Here is a 17,754-nt window from a genome sequence, read left to right on the forward strand (position 1 = left end):
TCGTCGCTGTCGCTCCTCGCCCTCTTCGCCTCGCTTTGCTCGGCACTTCTCCCCAGTGGGGAGAAGAGAGGCATCTCATCACGCGCTCAACACCTCGTCGCCCGGCCGCACCTGCAGATCGTAGAGCGCCTTGTAGCGCCCGCCGAGCGAAAGCAGCGCCTGATGCGTGCCGCGCTCGACGATCCGTCCGTCTTCGACGAACAGGATCAGGTCGGCATGCATAAGCGAGCTCAGGCGATGGGCAACGATGATGGTCACCCGGTCGGCGGCGTAGCGGCGCATGGCGCTGCGGATGCGCTGCTCGGTGGCCGCGTCGATTGCCGCCGTCGAATCGTCGAACACCATCACCGCCGGCTTCAGCATCAGGGCGCGGGCGATCGAAAGACGTTGGCGCTGTCCGCCGGAGAGCGACACGCCGCGCTCGCCGACGACGGTGCCGTAACCGGTGGGAAGGCCGAGCACGTAATTGTGCAGTTGAGCGCTTTCGCTGGCGCGTTCGATGCGGCTTTCCTTGGCCCAGGGGTCGCCATAGGCGATGTTGTTCTCGATCGTCGTCGTGAACAGGAAGGAATCCTGCTGCACGACGGCGACAGCCCGGCGCAGCGACTGCAGTGTCGCCTTGCGGATGTCCTGGCCGTCGATGGTAATCCTGCCGCCGCTGACATCGTAGAAGCGCGGGATCAGATGGGCGATGGTCGACTTGCCGCTGCCGGGAGGGCCGACGATGCCGATCGTCTGGCCGCGCCTGGCTTCAAGGGAGACATCATGGAGCACGGTGCGCTTTTCCGAGCCGGGATAGGCGAAGCTGACATTCTCGAAGCGCAGCACGCCCTCCGTCACCGCCAAATCCGTCGCGTCCGGCGCATCCTTGATCGCGATGTCGAGGTCGAGCAGAGCAAAGAGCCGCGAGCCGCAGGTGGAGGCGCGGGCAAAGGCATTGACCATCAGGCCGAGCTGGCGCACCGGCATCTGCAGGATGGTCATGAAGGTCAGGAACGAGGCGAGCGTGCCGACGGTGATCTCGCCCGACATGACCTTGCCGCCGCCGACCCAGAGCACGAGGCCCATGGCGGCGAAGAAGGAGAAGGTCATGGCGCTGGTGTTGACGACGCGGATGCCGACCCGCTGATGCGCAAGCGCCAGCGCGTTCTTCGAGGCGGCCTCGAACTTCGACAGTTCGTGTTCCTGGGCGGCAAAGGCCCGCACGACGCGAATGCCGCCGAGATTCTCCTCCATGATCCGGGTCAGCACCGACAGCCGCTCCTGGAGGTCGAGCCAGGTGGCCCGCAGCCTGAGCTGCGTCACCGAGGAGCGCCAACCGACGAAGGGCACGAAGGAGAGCGCCAGCAGCCCGAGCACGACATCTGTCGACAGCAGCATATAGGCGCCGATGCCGATCAGGATCGACAGCAGGACCATGCGGACCAGCGCGGTGGAAAAATACATGCGCACGCCCTCGAGATCGAGCAGGCCGACGGTGATCAGGTCGCCGGAATGGACCGTATCGTGAAAGCTGAAGGAGAGGCGCTGGATTTTCTCGTAGCAGGCCAGGCGCAGCTCGTAGCCCATGTGGTGACCGACGGATTCGCTGAAATAGTTCTGCACCATGGTGAAGAGACCGCGCAGCACGCTGGCGCCGAGCAATAGCAACGCCGTGGTCAGAAGCGCGTCTTGCGCCGCCTGGCCGGCCGCACCGCCGCCCATCGCCATCTGCGTGTGGTCGACCGCCCGGCCAAGAAGGCGGGGGATCATCAGCTGGAAGGTGGAGGCGATGAGGGTGGCGCCAATCGCCAAGCCGGCCTGCCAGGGATGGCGGAAGGCCATCACGGTGATGCGCACCAGTGTATAGAGGCCTCGGCCCCAGCCTGCCGCAGTTGCAAGCGCCATCGAAGCCGAAGGCTTCGTCGCGCGTGTTGACGCATCGCTGCTCACGGTATTTTTCCAATAGATGTGGTGCTCGGACGCTGGCCCGAAAAGACGGCAAATCCATGAAGGGATTGATAGCACCGTCATTTTTGCCGATTCCAACTGGGCGTTCAAGTAAAGAATTCACCAACTGGTTATTTTTGCGTGAGGCCCTCACGCATCCCTCTCGGGAACTATCGGCGCGCGGGTGGGTTGCAGCAGCAAGGCCCGAGAGGCGCCCGTTACGGAGAGACCCATGCCGCTGAAAGCCCTTGCTCTCAACGCGACGCTGAAGACCAGCGACGCCAAGGATCCGTCATCGACCGACCGGATGATCGCTCTCATCGACAAGGCGATGTCCGAATACGGCGTCGTGACCGAAGTGCTCCGCCTTGCCGATTTCAACGTCAAGCCGGGCGTGAGCTCGGACGAGGGCGCCGGCGACGACTGGCCGGATATTCGCGCAAAGCTGCTCGACGCCGATATCCTGCTGATGGCGACGCCGATCTGGCTCGGCCAGCCGTCCAGCGTCTGCAAGCGGGCGCTCGAGCGCATGGACGCCTTCCTCGACGAGACAGACGATCAGGGCCGTATGGTGTCTTACGGCAGGGTGGCAGCCGTTGCCGTCGTCGGCAACGAGGACGGCGCCCATCATATCTCGGCCGAACTCTACCAGGCGCTCAATGATGTCGGTTTCACCATTCCGGCCAATGCCGTCGCCTACTGGGTCGGAGTAGCGATGGGTTCAACCAATTTCGTCGATCTCGACAAGGTGCCGAAGGTCGTGACCAAGGCCGTCAACATGTTGGCCCGCAACACGGCGCATTTGGCAGGTCTGTTGAAGGCGAAGCCATATCCGGGCGAGGGCGGCTGAGGCCAATCGCGGGCAGCGCTTCAAATATGCATTCAGTTTAACGCGTTAGATCGATTCGGCAATAAAGCTCTTGCCAGGGAGAATTGCCGCATGACCTACCTTCATCGACGCGTGACCGGCCGTTTATGCGTTGAAACTTCGATCAACCCCAGGTGCGGATGAAGCCGCAAAGGAGTTGCGATGACGGTTCAGGGACTTTTTGTGTGTCCGACCGATCGGATGATCTATCTCGTCGACAAGGCAACGGCGAATATTACGTTTCGTTCGAAGTCCTCTCGCTCAGAACGCTTGCGTTCTCCCTTTCTTGTGTAAGGGAGAACGCGTGCCGGTAGTTCTTTCGGTTGCCGCGACGATCGTCACGCCGGCCGTTCAGAAGCACTTGTTCGCCACTTGATGAGATGCTTCTCGGCGATGTCCAGAATGCTGTCGATGATCAAGACAAAGATCGCGAGGATCAGGATGCCCGCGAAGACGCCGACCGCATCAAAATTGCCTTCGGCCTGAGCGATCAGATAACCGAGCCCGGCGGAAGAGCCGAGATACTCGCCGATGATGGCCCCCACAACGGCGAAGCCCACCGAAGTACGCAACGACGACAGAATCCAGCTCGCCGCTGCCGGGAAATAGACATGGCGAAGCAGGTCCCTCCGATTGCCGCCCAAAATGCGGGCGTTCGACAGCACCACCGGGTTGACTTCGCGCACGCCTTGCATCGCGTTGAAGAACGTCACGAAGAATACCAACGTCACGGCGAGCGCCACCTTGGACCACAGCCCAAGGCCGAGCCAGAGCACGAAGATCGGCGCGAGCACGACGCGCGGTATTGCGTTCAGCCCCTTGATGAAGGGGTCGAGAATGCGCGCAGCCGAACGGCTGAGACCAAGCCACACGCCTGCGGCGACGCCGAGTGCCGTTCCGACGAGGTAGCCGAGCACGGTTTCTGTCAGCGTGATGGCGACGTGGCTGTAGAAGTCGACGTCGGCCACCCAGGATAAGACCTGGTCGAAGATGTCGAGAGGAGCCGGGAAAAAGAAGACGTCTATGACGCCTGCCGCGACACCGAGCTGCCAGCCGCCGACAATTGCCACGAGCAGCACGATTTGAATGAGGCGTTCAGTCATGACGTTCATAGCTTTTCTCCACTTCACCGCGCAGCGATGACCAGATGTTGCGATAGAGATCCAGGAAGCGCGGATCGAGCTTGATTTCGGCGACATCACGCGGGCGTTCGAGGTTGACGGGGAAGCTGTCGATGACGCGCGAGCGCGGTCCGGCGGCAAGCACGACGACCCGATCGCCAAGGGCGATCGCCTCCTCGAGGTCGTGCGTTATCATCACCACTGCGCGCCGTTCCTCCTGCCAAAGCCGCAGCAGCTCGTTCTGCATCAGGTGGCGGGTATGGATATCGAGCGCGGAGAAAGGCTCGTCCATCAGGATCACCTTGGGGCCGGTGATCAATGCCTGTGCCATCTGCACACGCTTGCGCTGGCCGCCGGAAAGTTGATGCGGATATCGATGCTCGAACCCCTTCAATCCGACCTTCGCCAGCCATCTCATCGAGTGCTCCCGACGTTCGGCAGCTCCGACACCCTTGAACATGGGACCGAGTTCCACGTTCTCGATTGCGGTCTTCCACGGAAGCAGTGCGTCCTGTTGGAACAGGTAACCTATATCGGTCTGGACCCCGCGGACCGGCTGACCGTCGATGGAAACAGTGCCGCTGGCAGGCTTCAGAAGACCGGCAATTGCGTTAAGTATGGTGCTTTTGCCGCATCCAGTCGGTCCGACGATGGCCAGGAATTCGCCATCGGAGACGCTTAGATTAACCTCCTGCACCGCCACATAAGCACCGAAGGACATGGTGATTGCGTCGATGGAAACCATCGGCTTCGAATGATCCGGACGGTTGGTCGGGGGTGCAGTTTTCACGACGGCCAATTCCATGACCTCCTCCTATCAGTTGGCAGCGGCGTTCGGGACCTTGCCGACGAACTCGTTCGTGTAGGTTTTCGCTAGGTCGATTTCACCCGCGGCGACTTTGTCGTTAAAGCTCTTCAGGACGGCGAGCGGGATCTTGATGTCCTCCTCGTTAATGCGCCCGTCCTTCGAGAAGATCGCCTTGGCGTTCTCGACCGCCTTGACGTAGGTGTCACGATCGCCGGAAATGAACTCCTTCGGGAGCTTCTCCACGATTTCTTCCGCGGAGTGGCTGTTCATCCATTCGAGCGCTTTGACCGTCGCATTGGTGACCTTCTGGATCGTCTCGGGATTTTCCTCGATATAACTTTGCGTGGCATAGAGGACGGAGGTCGACGGTTGCCGCGAGGGCGAGCATAAGCTTGCGCATGATGATATTCTCCTCCTGTTGTTGGCGCCCTCCTGGCGGCCAGAGCTATTATGCCGCGCAACCCAGTTGCGTGACAGGTTTTGCTAGCACATGTCCCTCGAACAGCCGGCGGGCGGTGCGAAGGATTCCGGCGACGGTCTTGCCGTCCCGTTCATACAGCTTGACGTCCAGGTGGCCGCTGGGGTGCTCGATGGAAAGAACAAGCGGAGGGGCCCTCCGGCCGATCAGAAGCGAAGCGACCGTATCCTTGGTGATGCAGGCTGTGGCAATTCCGACGGCGCCCGTGGTTGCCAGCGACGGATGACATTGATGCGGCATGAAATAACGTACGCTGAGGTCGCCTCCGGCCTTTGGCCGCGATATGAGCACCGGCTTTGGCGTTACCTGGTTGCGCACGTTTCCAAGGCCCATTCGTTCGCCAGCCGCAATCCGCAGCTCTTCCAGCCGTTCCAGCAATTCCCTGTCAGCATTGAGTTCGGCTGCCGATTCCAGGCCGGTTGCGCCGATCGAAACTGCCTCGATCAGGATCATCGGCATGGCGCAGTCGATGCAGGTGACAGCCACGCCGCCGATCAGGTCGATGGCTTTGCCGGTGGGAAAGAGCCGTCCGGTACGAGCTCCGGCTGCGTCCATGAAAGTAAGCGCAATTGGCGCGGCGCGCCCGGGCACTCCGTCGATTGCAGCTTCACCGAGATAGGAGACGCTGCCATTCGGAGTGGGAACTTCGGCCTCGATCAGCTTGCTGGTGTTGACGTTATGGATCCGAACGAGCGTCGTCTCTCCACGCACCGGAACCAGTCCAGCCTCGATGGCAAACGGGCCAACTGCGGCGAGCATGTTGCCGCAGTTCGGCGAGGTATCGACGATCTGTTGGTCGACTCGCACCTGGGCAAAGAGATAATCCACGTCTGCGCTGGGAACGCTGGCAGGTCCGATGATGGCGACCTTGCTGGTAACCGGGTTGCCGCCGCCAATTCCGTCGATTTGCAACGGATGACCCGAGCCCATGATCGACAGCAGAATCTTGTCACGCTGGTCGGTGTCCGCGGGAAGATCCCTGGCGAGGAAGAAAGGGCCTTTCGAGGTGCCTCCTCTCATCAGAACGCAGGGAATAGCCATCAGATCGTTCATCGGTTGTGCTTTCGCCGGAATTATGCCATCACCGTATCAATCGGCGTTGTTTGATCCGATTATTGGAAGAATTTTTTATTTGTAAAATGCTAAGATTTGAAGGATTGATGCGAAATGAGCATTAATTGTGAGATCCTCGACCTAAGAGCCTTCCTGAGCGTCGTAGAACTGGAGAGCTTCAATCGCGCGGCCGATGCCCTGCATATGTCGCAGCCTGCGTTGAGCCGCCGCATTCAAAAACTGGAGCAGGCCATCGGGGCACCGCTTCTGGAACGCACAACCAGGCATGTGTCAGCGACGGCCCTCGGGACGGAACTGGTGCCCCTCGTCCGACGCATGCTGGAGGAGTTCGATGGCTCCCTCTTTGCTGTGCGTGACGTTGGAGCCAATCGAGGGGGGTTGGTGACTATCGCATGTCTTCCAACCGCGGCATTCTACTTCCTGCCTACGGTCATTCGCCAGTTCAATGAAGAATATCCGAACATCCGCTTTCGTATCCTCGATCTGCCTGCCACCGACGGGCTTCAAGCCGTGGCAAGCGGGGAAGTGGAATTCGGAATCAATATCATGGGCACCTCCGACCCGGACCTTACCTTCGAGCGGCTTGCGGAAGACCCATTCGTACTTGCAGCGCGCAAGGATCATCCTCTTGCAGCAAAACAATGGGTCGAGTGGGCGGAGTTAGAGCCTTATCACGTGATCACCGTTCATCGGTCGAGCGGCAACAGAACGCTGCTCGACGCGGCACTGGCAAAATCGAACATTAAGCTGCGCTGGTTCTATGAGGTAACTCATCTGTCTACCTCCCTTGGGCTGGTGGAGGCGGGCCTTGGGATTTCGGTGCTGCCTCGAATGGCAACCCCGCGAGAAGATCATCCGTTCCTGATCACCCGCCCTATTCGCAACCCCGAGATATCTCGAACGATCGGTGTGGTTCGCCGCCGCGGCGGCACGTTGTCGCCTGCGGCGGAGCGGTTTCTCAAGATGTTGATAGGCGTATGGGGAGCCTGATTGAACGGTGCCTTCAGGACCGTCCGAGCAGGCCGATCAGACTTGGCAAGCACGACCGCGGCGAAGGCAGCGGCATGGCCACTTCGGGAGAAGTCAAAAATCTTCTGCGGTATCAATGACTTAATCGCGTGTCTAACAAACCTCTTGCCACTTCCGGTTTTTGGCGCTTTCATACACGACTAGTTTAATAGACTATGGCGAGGGATCATGCCCTCGTTTTCTTGGGGGGCCCCGGTGAGGCCCGAGCTGCGGCGCGAATGGCCGCGTAACCCTCATCAACGCGTAAGCCGCTGTTTATGCGTTGAAACCTCGATCGAGCCCAGGCTGCGAATGAAGCGCAAAGGAGTTGCGATGACGGTTCAGGGACTTTTTTCCGGAAGGGCCAAGGCGGCGGCGCAGATCTCAGCCGTGCCGCGCATTGCGATCGTCGGGCGCGGCTTCTCCGGAATGATGACGGCCATTGCGCTGATGAAGACGCTGCGCGCACCTTTCCATCTGCAGTTGTTCGATCCGAATTCGTCGGTCAGTGGCGGCCAGGCGCTGGCCGCCGCCCGCGCCTCGACGATCCTCAACACCCGCGTGCGTGATCTCTCGGTTTCGGTCGGCGACAGCGACGATTTCAACGACTGGCTCTGTAGCAACGCCGCTTTCCGCGCTGCCGTACCGGCCGCCATTCCCGGTTTCCGGCAGATCTTCGTGCCGAAGGAGATCTTCAGCGATTACGTCTATCAGCGCTTTTCGGAAGCGCTCGCCGCACGCCGGGACATCACCGTCCAGGTCTGCAACGATCCTGTGGTGGCGATCCGCCGGAGCCATGGCAACCGCTTCCTGCTCGAAAGCGCCAATCCGGCCAATCCGCTGTTCGATACCGTGATTCTCGCCACCGGCTACGGCCTGGGTGAACCGGACGCCGGCGAGCCGGATCCTTCGCCGGTCAGGGCTCAGCGCCTTGTCGCGCGGCCGCATGCCGTGTTGCTCGGCAGCGGCATTCGCGTCGTCGATCAGTTGCTGCAGCTGCGCGATTCCGGTTTTGCCGGCCAGGTGACGATCATTTCGCGGCGCGGCTTCCTGCCCCAGAGCCATACGCCGAATTCCGCCGATCCGGTGCTTCCGGCCGAAGCGCTGCCGGAGAGCCTGCCCGACATCGTGCGCTTCATCCGCCAGGCCTGTCGCGAGGCGGAAGAGGAGGGGCGAAGCTGGCAATCGGTGATGAACGGGCTGAGGAAACATGCCCGCTCCCTGTGGAGATCGCTGCCGGCCCGCGACAAACATCAGTTCAACCGCCATTTGCGGGCAATCTACGACAGTCACCGCAATCGCCTGCCGGAGGCCATGCACCTGCGCCTGAAACGCGAGCTTGCCGAAGGCCGCACGGTGCTGCGCCGCGGCCGGGCCGGCCGCCGGGGCCTGAGCGGTCTGTTCTTCACGCCGGCCGGCTCCTCTGTCGAGGAGGTCATCCATGCCGAGCGCATCATCGACTGCCGCTGCCGGGCGCCGGATCTTTCCGCGCCGCTGATGCAGAGCCTGTTTTCCGCCGGCCTCGCCATGCCGGACGAACTTTCGCTCGGACTGGCAGTCAATGCGCGCGGCGAGCCTTTCCTGGAGGACGGCTCGACGGTCGCCGGACTTTTTGCCGTCGGCCCGCTCGGCCTCGGCAGCCTGCCCGATATCGATCTCGTGCCGGAGATCGTCTCGCAGGCTTATGCAGCCGCCGAGCGTATCGGTGAGCGGTTCCATCCGCAGGTCAGGGCGGTGTGAAAAAGTGTGATATTTTGGAACCTTCTGCCTGATGCCGCGTTATGAGCGCTGGTAACCGAGAGGGGCAGATGGAAGTGCTGGATCGACATGATACGTCTCTTGACGAAGAGGGGCGCTTTCGTCTTCTGGTCGATGCCATCACCGACTACGCCATCTACATGCTGAGCCCGGAAGGCATCGTCACCAGCTGGAATACCGGCGCTCAACGTTTCAAAGGCTACAAACCTTCGGAGATTCTCGGCGAGCATTTTTCCCGTTTCTATGTGGATGAGGATCGCGCCGCGGGTATCCCCGAGCGCGCGCTCGCCACGGCGATGGAAGAGGGCCGGTATGAGGGGGAGGGCTGGCGCCGGCGCAAGGACGGCAGCCGCTTCTGGGCGCATGTGGTCATCGATCCGATCCGCCACCCCTCCGGCGAACTGGTCGGCTTTGCCAAGATCACCCGCGATCTGACCGAACGCAGGGCCGCCGAACACGCGATCCGCCAGAGCGAGGAGCAGTTTCGCCGTCTGGTTCAGGGCGTTTCGGACTATGCGATCTACATGCTCGATCCCGACGGCAATGTCAGCAGCTGGAATTTCGGCGCCGAGCGCATCAAGGGTTATCGGCCTGATGAAATCATCGGCCGGCATTTCTCGACCTTCTATACGCCCGAGGATCGCGCGGCCGGCCTGCCGGAGAAGGCGCTCCGCGTCGCGCGCGCCGAAGGCCGGTTCGAAAGGGAAGGCTGGCGTGTCCGCAAGGATGGCAGCCGTTTCTGGGGCAGCGTCGTCGTCGACGCTATCCGCGACGAAGATGGCGAAGTGCTCGGTTTCGCCAAGATCACCCGCGACATCACCGAAAAGATGGAAACGCAGCGGGCGTTGGAGCAGGCGCGCGAAGAGCTTTTCCAATCGCAGAAGATGGAGGCGATCGGCCAATTGACCGGCGGCATCGCCCATGATTTCAACAATCTGCTGATGGCCGTGCTCGGCAGTCTCGAACTCCTGAAGAAGCGCATGCCACAGGACCGCTCGCTGACTTCGCTGGTCGACAATGCCATGCAGGGCGCCCAGCGGGGTGCTGCCTTGACGCAGCGCATGCTTGCCTTTTCCCGCCGGCAGGAGCTGCACATAGAGCCGATCGACGTCTCGGGCCTGGTGCGCGGCATGATGGACATTCTGAGCCGGTCGCTCGGCCCCCTCACCACGATCGAGACTTCCTTCCCGATCAGGCTGCCGACAATCCTCACCGACCCCAACCAGCTGGAGATGGCGATCCTCAATCTCGTTGTCAACGCGCGCGACGCCATGCCTTCCGGCGGCCGCATCATGCTTCGCGCGTCCGAGGAAACGATAACCGCAGGCAAGGGGCCACTGTCGGCCGGCCACTATATAAGAATAGCAGTGATCGATGAAGGCGAGGGCATGGATGCGAAGACGCTGGAGCAGGCGGTCACACCGTTCTTCACCACCAAGGGTGTCGGTAAGGGCACCGGCCTCGGCCTTTCCATGGTGCAGGGTCTCGCAAGCCAGTCCGGCGGCCGGCTCCTCCTCAAGAGCACGCTGGGCGAAGGCACGACGGCCGAGCTATGGTTTCCTGTCGTCATTGCCGAGCAGACTGCCGAAGCACCGGCCGACACGCCGCAAAAACCGGATAACCCGCCGCAGGGGCTGCGCATCGTCGCCGTCGATGATGACGGGCTGGTCCTGATGAATACGACGCTGATGCTGGAGGATCTCGGCCACACCGTTTTCGAGGCCATGGCCGGTCCAGAGGCGCTCGACATTCTGCGCAAAGAGCAGGTCGATCTGGTCATCTGCGATCATGCCATGCCGCGGATGACGGGAGCGCAACTCGCCGAGGCGATCCGCAGCGAGTGGCCTGAGATGCCGATCATTCTCGCCACCGGTTACGCCGATCTGCCCGACGGCGACGGCGCCGCCAATCTGCCCCGCCTGGGCAAGCCCTTCTCGCAGGCGCAGCTTGCCGAAGCGATCAGCCGGATCGCTTGTTGACCGCTCTAGGCGCGAAGCTTCTCGTCACCATTATCCTGAAGGGCAGTGCGGCCGGCTCCGAGTTCAGAGGTCGTCGGAACTTGCTGTTTACCCGTCGCGCCCGGAGTTGCGCCGTCCAGCAGGCGCTTTTCGGTCTCTTGCAGGTCGACGATCGCCTGTTCGATCGTCTCAGCCGGAGTTTCCCGCGCGGCTGCGCGCCACCGATGATGCTGCCACAAGCCGACGAGCAGGCGTCGGCTCGGAACTTCTATCGTCTCATGAATGAACCATGCTCCTGCCGCCACAACAAAAAGCGCCACCAGGATGAGCGCCGGTTCCGGCATCAGAGCCTCGAAAGCCCGGCCTACAAGGAACATGATGGGGACGTGGAAAAGATAGAGCGAAAAGCTGATCGCGCCGAAGAACCGCACGGGTGGCGCTGCCAGGACATGGGCTGCGATGGGAGGCTGTCGAGCGACCAGCGCCACGATTATGGCTGCGGCGGCCGCGCTTTGCAGGCTCCAGAATTCAGGGGAGAAATCAGGCAAGACATGCCTGTAGGTGAAGAACACCGCCAGAAGGAACAGGGTGAAAGCGCCCGTGAGGGGGGATGGCGTCCACCTATCCCAGTGGGGATGCATCGCCCCGGCAAGGGCGCCGAACAGAAAATAGGGGAGCTTGGAAAGAAGCAGTATGCCTGGTCCCGGCAGCTCAAGCATACCATCCACCACGACCAGCACCGCCAAACCTGCGATCCCACCGCTATAGCGCTGCGGGCAGGTCAAGCAGAGCCAAAGGATCGGGAAGAACAGATAGAATTGAATTTCGGGTGGAATTGACCAGAAAACGCCGCTTGAGCCTAGAAGAAAGACGTGGCGGAGAAATTCCGTGCCGCCGGTGATCGGCTGAACGAAATTGAGATCTTGCGTGCTCGACAGCATTGCCACGAGCAGGACGGCAACCAGATAGACCGGATAGATACGGGCAAAGCGGCTCACCAGAAAATCCAGGACATTTTCTCTGGTCACCGGCCGCGCGCCATAGAGATGGGCCATCAGAAAGCCGCTGAGGGCGAAGAACAGGCCAACGGCTTCGCTGCCCATCGTCATGTTACGCAAGGCTGTATTCGGAAAGATGAGCCCGATATGCGCCTGCACGACCAGAAGCGCGGCGACACCGCGCAGACCATCGAGACTGGGGATGTAATCCGGCCGGCTCATGTGCAACTTTGAAATGTTCTGTTGAGGCAAGCAGTATCGCACACCGCTTTACAAGAGATTAAGCCGGCGCGCGCAAACTGCCGGCGTGCAACTGTTGCTTGCCGGAGCGCTCGCGCCCTTGAAAAGCGACAGCGAGGCCGGCCTACGCTCGGCCTCTTCCGATCTCGCCGCGAACAACAAACACCAGCAATGCCAGCACCATCACCGCCAGTCCGTACCAGGTGATCGCATAGACGAGATGGTTGTTGGGAAAACGGATGACGGTGAGGCCGCCGACGGGCAGGCCCCCGGGATTTGCAGCGGCGTCGGCATCGATGAAATAGGGCGCGACCGCGCCGAGGCCGCGTTTTTGGGCGATCGCTGCGACATCGCGTGAATACCAACGGTCGGCGGCGACGTCGTTGGATTGGAGCAGCGATCCCTTCGGCTCGGTCATCCGCATCAGTCCGGTGATCTCGATCAGGCCCGATATCTGACCGTCGCGGCGCGACGCGGGGTCGCGCCTGTCCGTCGGCACGAAGCCGCGATTGACGAGGATGGCGGTGCCGTCGGCGAGCATCAGCGGCGTCATCACCCAATAACCCGGGCCGAGCACGGTCGAGGCGTAGACCAGCGTCTCCTTGCCGTTTGCCAGCATTCCCTCGACGGTCACCCGGCGATATTCGTCGCTGCCGGCATTGACCTTCCCCCAGTCGGCGCGCGCCGGGGCCGGCACGGCGGCGTCGTGCACGCGCTGGTCCACGCGGGCGATGAGGTCGCGCTTCCAGCCCAGGCGTTGAACCTGCCAGGTGCCGAGGCCAAAGAGGATGGCGGCAAGCAGCGTCAGGCAGACGGCGAAAAGCGCACGTTTTGCCCGGAAACGCTGTCTTTCCGATTTTTGCGTGGGGGCTTCGCTCATCGACTTAGGGCGGCGCTGCCGCCGCCCCTCATTGCTGTCACGGCATGTTCTTCATCATCTCGGGGCTCATCGGCATCATATTGGAATTGAGATGATGCATGACCCAGAGCGAACCGGAAAGCGCGATGGCGACGATGATGAGGGTGAAGATCAGCGCCATCATCGTCCAGCCGCCTTCGCTCCTGGGGTTCATGTGCAGGAAGAAGACCATATGGACGACGATCTGGATGGCGCCGAGGCCCATCACCAGCACCGCTGTCAGTGCCGGGCTGGCGACGACGCCGGACATGACCGCCCAGAAGGGAATGGCGGTCAGGATGACGGAAAGTGCGAAGCCCGTCATGTAGCTTTTGAACGTACCGTGGCCGGCCTGGTGACCATGGCTGTGGCCGTGATGCGCCTCGTGGGCATCCTCATGGGTGGGTGCTTGCGAACTCATCCGAGAACTCCGAGCAGATAGACGAAGGAAAAGACGCCGATCCAGACGACGTCGAGGAAGTGCCAGAACATCGAAAGGCACATCAGGCGGCGGCGGTTGGCCTCGACCAGCCCGTGCATCGACACCTGCACCATCAGCGTGATCAGCCAGATGATGCCGAAGGTGACGTGCAGCCCGTGTGTGCCGACGAGCGTGAAGAAGGAGGAAAGGAAGGCGCTGCGGGTCGGTCCGGCGCCCTCGTGGATCAGGTGGATGAACTCGTAGAGTTCGAGCCCGATGAAGGCTGCGCCGAACAGGCCGGTGACGGCAAGCCAGAACAGTGTTTCCGCCTTGGCGTTCCGCTCCATCTGCAGCATGGCGAAGCCGTAGGTAATCGAGGAGAAGAGCAGCATCGAGGTGTTGAGAGCGACGATCGGCAGATCGAAGAGATCGGCTGGCGACGGCCCGGCGGCATAGTTGCGGCCGAGCACGCCGTGCGTGGCAAACAGCACCGCGAAGATCAGGCAGTCGCTCATCAGGTAGAGCCAGAAGCCGAGATTGGTGCTCCCTTCCGGATGATGGTCTTCGGTCAGATAGAATTCAGGCTTTTCGGCCGTGTCGATGGTTTGATCGCTCATGGTCATTACACCTGCTCGGCAAGCAGCGCCGTGCGCTTGCCTTCCGTTTCGGTCACCTTGCCGGCGGGAATGTAGAAGTCGCGCTTGTAGTTGAAGGTATGGCCGATCGCCACCACCAGCAGCGCGACGGCTGAAAGGATCACCAGCCACCACATGTACCAGATCAGGCCGAAGGCAAGCGCGACGCTGATGGCCGACAGGATGGCGCCGGTGCCGGTATTCTTCGGCATGTGGATCGGCTTGAAGCCGCCGAGCGGGCGCTCGTAGCCGCGCCTTTTCATGTCGTACCAGCTGTCATAGTCGTGGACCACGGGCGTGAAGGCGAAGTTGTAGTCCGGCGGCGGCGAGGAGGTCGACCATTCCAGCGTCCGGGCATCCCAGGGATCGCCGCTGTCGTCGCGCAATTCCTCGCGTTTCATGAAGCTGACGACGATCTGGATCAGGAAGGCGGCGATGCCGAGCGCGATCAGGCCGACGCCGAAGGCAGCGATGATGAACCAGATCCGCAGCGACGGGTCCTCGAACTGGCTCATGCGCCGGGTGACGCCCATCAGGCCGAGCACGTAGAGCGGCATGAAGGCGAACCAGAAGCCGATCTGCCAGAACCAGAAGCTCATCTTGCCCCAGAAGGGATCCAGCTTGAAGCCGAAGGCCTTCGGGAACCAGTAGTTCACGCCGGCGAACATGCCGAAGAGAACGCCGCCGATGATGACGTTGTGGAAATGGGCGATGAGGAACAGCGAATTGTGCAGCACGAAGTCGGCCGGCGGCACCGCCAGCATGACGCCGGTCATGCCGCCGATGACGAAGGTCACCATGAAGCCGACCGTCCACAGCATCGGCACCTCGTAGCGGATGCGGCCGCGATACATGGTGAAGAGCCAGTTGAAGATCTTCGCTCCCGTCGGGATCGAGATGATCATCGTGGTGATGCCGAAGAAGGAATTGACGGAAGCGCCCGAACCCATCGTGAAGAAGTGGTGCAGCCAGACGATGTAGGACAGGATCATGATCACGCAGGTGGCGTAGACCATCGAGGCGTAGCCGAACAGGCGTTTTCCCGAGAACGTGGCGACGACTTCCGAGAAGATGCCGAAGGCCGGCAGCACCAGGATGTAGACCTCCGGATGGCCCCAGATCCAGATGAGGTTGATATACATCATCGGATTGCCGCCGAGGTCGTTGGTGAAGAAATTCGTGCCGGCATAGCGGTCGAGCGATAGCAGCGCGAGCGTTGCCGTCAGGATCGGAAAGGAGGCGACGATCAGCACGTTGGTGCAGAGCGCCGTCCAGGTGAAGACCGGCATCTTCATGAAGGTCATGCCGGGCGCGCGCATCTTGACGATGGTGGCGATCAGGTTGATGCCGGACAGCGTCGTTCCCACACCGGCCACCTGCAGGCCCCAGATATAATAGTCGACGCCGACGCCCGGACTGTAGGCGGCGCCCGACAGCGGCGGATAAGCGAGCCAGCCGGTCTGGGCGAATTCACCGATGAACAGCGACAGCATGATGATGATCGCGCCGGCTGTGGTCATCCAGAAGGAAAAGTTGTTGAGGAAGGGGAAGGACACGTCGCGCGCCCCGATCTGCAGCGGCACCACGAAGTTCATCAGACCGGTGACGAAGGGCATCGCCACGAAGAAGATCATGATGACACCGTGGGCGGTGAAGATCTGGTCGTAATGGTGCGGCGGCAGGTAGCCCTCCGAGCCGTTGAAGGCGATCGCCTGCTGGACGCGCATCAGGATCGCGTCGGAAAAGCCGCGCAGCAGCATGATGACGGCCAGGATCACATACATGATGCCGATCTTCTTGTGATCGACGCTGCAGATCCAGTCGTGCCAGAGCGGACCCCAGAACTTGAAATAGGTGATGGCGCCAAACACGGCGAGACCGCCGATGACGACGCCGATGAAGGTCACGACCAGAATTGGCTCGTGGTAGGGAATGGCGTCGAGGGTCAACCGGCCGAAGATCAACTTCAGGAGGTCAGGATTGGAAAACATGGAACAACCCGTTCATTATGTCTTGCGACGCAAAGCGCCAGGTTAATTGTTGTTGTTGAGCTGCGCCGGCGCCGGATCGGCGCCGTTGCCCGTGTCGGGCATGGAATGGCCGTCATGCTGCATGTCCATTCCGGGCGTGCTGTGCATGCCGGGCATGTCGTGCTGCATGCCGTTGCCATCGCTGCTCTTGGGCGGCTCGACCTGTGCCGGAACGCCCGTTGCCGGCACAGTAGCTCCAGGCTCGACGACGTCTTCGGCGGCATGGCGGTTGTCGTATTGCAGCTTCTCGCGGTTTTCGGCGCTTTCCTTGCCGCCGCCGCCCGTCATGTCGATATGCATCATTTCGTTCATGCACATCTTGCCCGGGGTGGCGCACATGTTGAGGATGGCGTCGTAGAGATCGGCGTCGGCGCCGGCATAATAGCGCACCGGCTCCTTCTCGCTCGGCTTCTCGAGCTTGAGATAGGCGTCGCGATTGAGCATCGTGCCCTGCTGCTTGACCTTGGCCACCCAGGCGTCGAAGCCTTCGCGGGTGAGGCCATGGAACTTGAAGCGCATGTGCGAGAAACCGGCGCCGCTGTAATTGGCGGAGAAGCCTTCATATTCGCCCTCCCGGTTGATGACGGCGTGCAGCTTCGTCTCCATGCCGGGCATGGCGTAGATCTGGCCGGCAAGGGCGGGGATGTAGAAGGAGTTCATCACTGAAGATGCGGTGATCTTGAAATTGACCGGCATGTCGACGGGGGCGGCGAGCTCGTTGACGGTGGCAATGCCGAGTTCGGGATAGAAGAACAGCCATTTCCAGTCGAGCGCCACGACCTCGACGGTCAGCGGCTTTGTATCGGCCGGGATGGCGCGCTCGGCATCGAGCCGGTCGAGCGGGCGGTAGGGATCGAGCTTGTGCGTGGAAATCCAGGTGACGGCGCCGAGCGCAATGATGATCGCCAGGGGTGCCGCCCAGATGACGATTTCGAGGCGGGTCGAATGATGCCATTCCGGCGCGTAAGCGGCGGCCGTGTTGGAGCGGCGGTAGCGCCAGGCGAAGAGCAGCGTCAGGAAGATCACCGGGACGATGATCAAAAGCATCAGCACCGTCGAGATGACGATCAGATCGCGCTGTTGCACGGCGATGTCGCCCGAGGGCGCCATGACCACCATGTTGCATCCTGCCAGGAAAAGCAGCGGCAAGACGGATAGAAGGCGGGAAAACTTCATGAGTTTTTGCACGTCTCTAAGCTCTTGTTGTTTCGTTTTGACCGCGACTAAAGCACTGAACCCGATAGCGACATGAGGCGGAAAGTCGCAGTGCAGCAAAGATGCCGCAGTGCGGCAGAATCGTGTTGCGCTACCGCCTTGAAATCCTGATGAAATTAAGAAGGATTTTTTGCGCGCGCATGTCCACTCAATATATCCGCAAGAGCCGGGCCGGCCAGCTTTAGCAGGGGAAAAATCACCGCCGGGATCACGCAATTTTTCCCGGCCCGGCTCAATTTAAGCCGCGATGATGAACTATTTGCATCTTACGGACTTGATAAGCCTGCGGGTTTGATCAAGATCAGGTTGAGGCGC

At 61.2% G+C, this 17,754-nt stretch carries 14 protein-coding genes and 1 pseudogene; 4 read left to right on the forward strand and 11 right to left on the reverse strand.

The window, feature by feature from the left end:
* Positions 1 to 78: 78 nt before the first annotated feature.
* The gene (locus tag HJC04_RS03605; RefSeq protein ID WP_210632644.1) at positions 79 to 1,887 is read right to left on the reverse strand and encodes an ABC transporter ATP-binding protein; all 1,809 of its coding nucleotides are present in this window, start codon (positions 1,885 to 1,887) and stop codon (positions 79 to 81) included.
* Positions 1,888 to 2,161: 274 nt separating this feature from the next.
* On the opposite strand from HJC04_RS03605, the gene HJC04_RS03610 reads away from it, so the two are divergent.
* Positions 2,162 to 2,779: a flavodoxin family protein gene (locus HJC04_RS03610; protein ID WP_210632484.1), complete on the forward strand. Its 618-nt coding sequence runs from the start codon at positions 2,162 to 2,164 to the stop codon at positions 2,777 to 2,779.
* A gap of 356 nt (positions 2,780 to 3,135) precedes the next feature.
* Here HJC04_RS03610 and HJC04_RS03615 read toward each other — a convergent pair whose 3' ends face one another.
* The 4 genes and pseudogenes from HJC04_RS03615 to HJC04_RS03630 all read right to left on the reverse strand — a co-directional run bounded on the left by HJC04_RS03615 (position 3,136) and on the right by HJC04_RS03630 (position 6,257).
* Entirely contained in the window at positions 3,136 to 3,909 is a 774-nt protein-coding gene (locus tag HJC04_RS03615) for an ABC transporter permease (RefSeq protein WP_210632645.1), read from the reverse strand.
* The gene (locus HJC04_RS03620; RefSeq protein WP_210632485.1) at positions 3,893 to 4,723 is read right to left on the reverse strand and encodes an ABC transporter ATP-binding protein; all 831 of its coding nucleotides are present in this window, start codon (positions 4,721 to 4,723) and stop codon (positions 3,893 to 3,895) included. Before HJC04_RS03620 ends, HJC04_RS03615 begins: the two co-directional genes overlap by 17 nt.
* 12 nt (positions 4,724 to 4,735) lie before the next feature.
* Positions 4,736 to 5,089, reverse strand: a pseudogene (locus tag HJC04_RS03625) (hypothetical protein); the annotation flags it as partial.
* Between the two features lie 85 nt (positions 5,090 to 5,174).
* Positions 5,175 to 6,257, reverse strand: a complete 1,083-nt coding sequence (locus HJC04_RS03630; protein WP_210632487.1) for a 4-oxalomesaconate tautomerase — start codon at positions 6,255 to 6,257, stop codon at positions 5,175 to 5,177.
* A 114-nt stretch (positions 6,258 to 6,371) separates the two neighbouring features.
* On the opposite strand from HJC04_RS03630, the gene HJC04_RS03635 reads away from it, so the two are divergent.
* The 3 genes from HJC04_RS03635 (at position 6,372) to HJC04_RS03645 (ending at position 11,023) form a co-directional block, all read left to right on the forward strand.
* Entirely contained in the window at positions 6,372 to 7,268 is an 897-nt protein-coding gene (locus HJC04_RS03635) for a LysR family transcriptional regulator (RefSeq protein ID WP_221144816.1), read from the forward strand.
* 351 nt (positions 7,269 to 7,619) lie between these two features.
* Positions 7,620 to 9,026, forward strand: a complete 1,407-nt coding sequence (locus HJC04_RS03640; protein ID WP_221144818.1) for an FAD/NAD(P)-binding protein — start codon at positions 7,620 to 7,622, stop codon at positions 9,024 to 9,026.
* A gap of 68 nt (positions 9,027 to 9,094) precedes the next feature.
* Positions 9,095 to 11,023: a PAS domain-containing sensor histidine kinase gene (locus tag HJC04_RS03645; protein WP_221144827.1), complete on the forward strand. Its 1,929-nt coding sequence runs from the start codon at positions 9,095 to 9,097 to the stop codon at positions 11,021 to 11,023.
* Positions 11,024 to 11,028: 5 nt separating this feature from the next.
* On the opposite strand, the gene HJC04_RS03650 is transcribed toward HJC04_RS03645, so the two are convergent.
* The 6 genes from HJC04_RS03650 to cyoA form a co-directional block, all read right to left on the reverse strand.
* The gene (locus HJC04_RS03650) at positions 11,029 to 12,222 is read right to left on the reverse strand and encodes an acyltransferase (RefSeq protein ID WP_221144836.1); all 1,194 of its coding nucleotides are present in this window, start codon (positions 12,220 to 12,222) and stop codon (positions 11,029 to 11,031) included.
* A 142-nt stretch (positions 12,223 to 12,364) separates the two neighbouring features.
* The gene (locus HJC04_RS03655; protein ID WP_221144839.1) at positions 12,365 to 13,120 is read right to left on the reverse strand and encodes an SURF1 family protein; all 756 of its coding nucleotides are present in this window, start codon (positions 13,118 to 13,120) and stop codon (positions 12,365 to 12,367) included.
* A gap of 37 nt (positions 13,121 to 13,157) precedes the next feature.
* Complete coding sequence (gene cyoD / locus HJC04_RS03660; RefSeq protein ID WP_210632492.1) at positions 13,158 to 13,559, reverse strand: cytochrome o ubiquinol oxidase subunit IV; 402 nt, start codon at positions 13,557 to 13,559, stop codon at positions 13,158 to 13,160.
* A complete protein-coding gene (gene cyoC / locus HJC04_RS03665) occupies positions 13,556 to 14,176 on the reverse strand; it encodes a cytochrome o ubiquinol oxidase subunit III (RefSeq protein WP_064812310.1) in 621 nt (206 codons plus the stop codon). Before cyoC ends, cyoD begins: the two co-directional genes overlap by 4 nt.
* A gap of 5 nt (positions 14,177 to 14,181) precedes the next feature.
* Complete coding sequence (gene cyoB, locus HJC04_RS03670; RefSeq protein WP_221144841.1) at positions 14,182 to 16,185, reverse strand: cytochrome o ubiquinol oxidase subunit I; 2,004 nt, start codon at positions 16,183 to 16,185, stop codon at positions 14,182 to 14,184.
* A gap of 42 nt (positions 16,186 to 16,227) precedes the next feature.
* Complete coding sequence (gene cyoA / locus HJC04_RS03675; RefSeq protein ID WP_221123086.1) at positions 16,228 to 17,412, reverse strand: ubiquinol oxidase subunit II; 1,185 nt, start codon at positions 17,410 to 17,412, stop codon at positions 16,228 to 16,230.
* Between the last annotated feature and the right edge of the window lie 342 nt (positions 17,413 to 17,754).

The organism is Rhizobium sp. NLR8a (assembly GCF_019685235.1).
Lineage (GTDB): Bacteria > Pseudomonadota > Alphaproteobacteria > Rhizobiales > Rhizobiaceae > Rhizobium.

What these genes read in the sequence shown, in the direction of transcription:
- HJC04_RS03630 (WP_210632487.1), bottom strand. Translation starts at nt 6,257, where the DNA reads ATGAACGATCTGATGGCTATTCCCTGCGTTCTGATGAGAGGAGGCACC.
- cyoC (WP_064812310.1), bottom strand. Translation starts at nt 14,176, where the DNA reads ATGAGCGATCAAACCATCGACACGGCCGAAAAGCCTGAATTCTATCTG.
- HJC04_RS03620 (WP_210632485.1), bottom strand. Translation starts at nt 4,723, where the DNA reads ATGGAATTGGCCGTCGTGAAAACTGCACCCCCGACCAACCGTCCGGAT.
- HJC04_RS03615 (WP_210632645.1), bottom strand. Translation starts at nt 3,909, where the DNA reads ATGAACGTCATGACTGAACGCCTCATTCAAATCGTGCTGCTCGTGGCA.
- cyoB (WP_221144841.1), bottom strand. Translation starts at nt 16,185, where the DNA reads ATGTTTTCCAATCCTGACCTCCTGAAGTTGATCTTCGGCCGGTTGACC.
- HJC04_RS03655 (WP_221144839.1), bottom strand. Translation starts at nt 13,120, where the DNA reads ATGAGCGAAGCCCCCACGCAAAAATCGGAAAGACAGCGTTTCCGGGCA.
- HJC04_RS03610 (WP_210632484.1), top strand. Translation starts at nt 2,162, where the DNA reads ATGCCGCTGAAAGCCCTTGCTCTCAACGCGACGCTGAAGACCAGCGAC.
- HJC04_RS03645 (WP_221144827.1), top strand. Translation starts at nt 9,095, where the DNA reads ATGGAAGTGCTGGATCGACATGATACGTCTCTTGACGAAGAGGGGCGC.
- HJC04_RS03650 (WP_221144836.1), bottom strand. Translation starts at nt 12,222, where the DNA reads ATGAGCCGGCCGGATTACATCCCCAGTCTCGATGGTCTGCGCGGTGTC.
- cyoD (WP_210632492.1), bottom strand. Translation starts at nt 13,559, where the DNA reads ATGAGTTCGCAAGCACCCACCCATGAGGATGCCCACGAGGCGCATCAC.
- HJC04_RS03635 (WP_221144816.1), top strand. Translation starts at nt 6,372, where the DNA reads ATGAGCATTAATTGTGAGATCCTCGACCTAAGAGCCTTCCTGAGCGTC.
- HJC04_RS03640 (WP_221144818.1), top strand. Translation starts at nt 7,620, where the DNA reads ATGACGGTTCAGGGACTTTTTTCCGGAAGGGCCAAGGCGGCGGCGCAG.
- HJC04_RS03605 (WP_210632644.1), bottom strand. Translation starts at nt 1,887, where the DNA reads ATGGCGCTTGCAACTGCGGCAGGCTGGGGCCGAGGCCTCTATACACTG.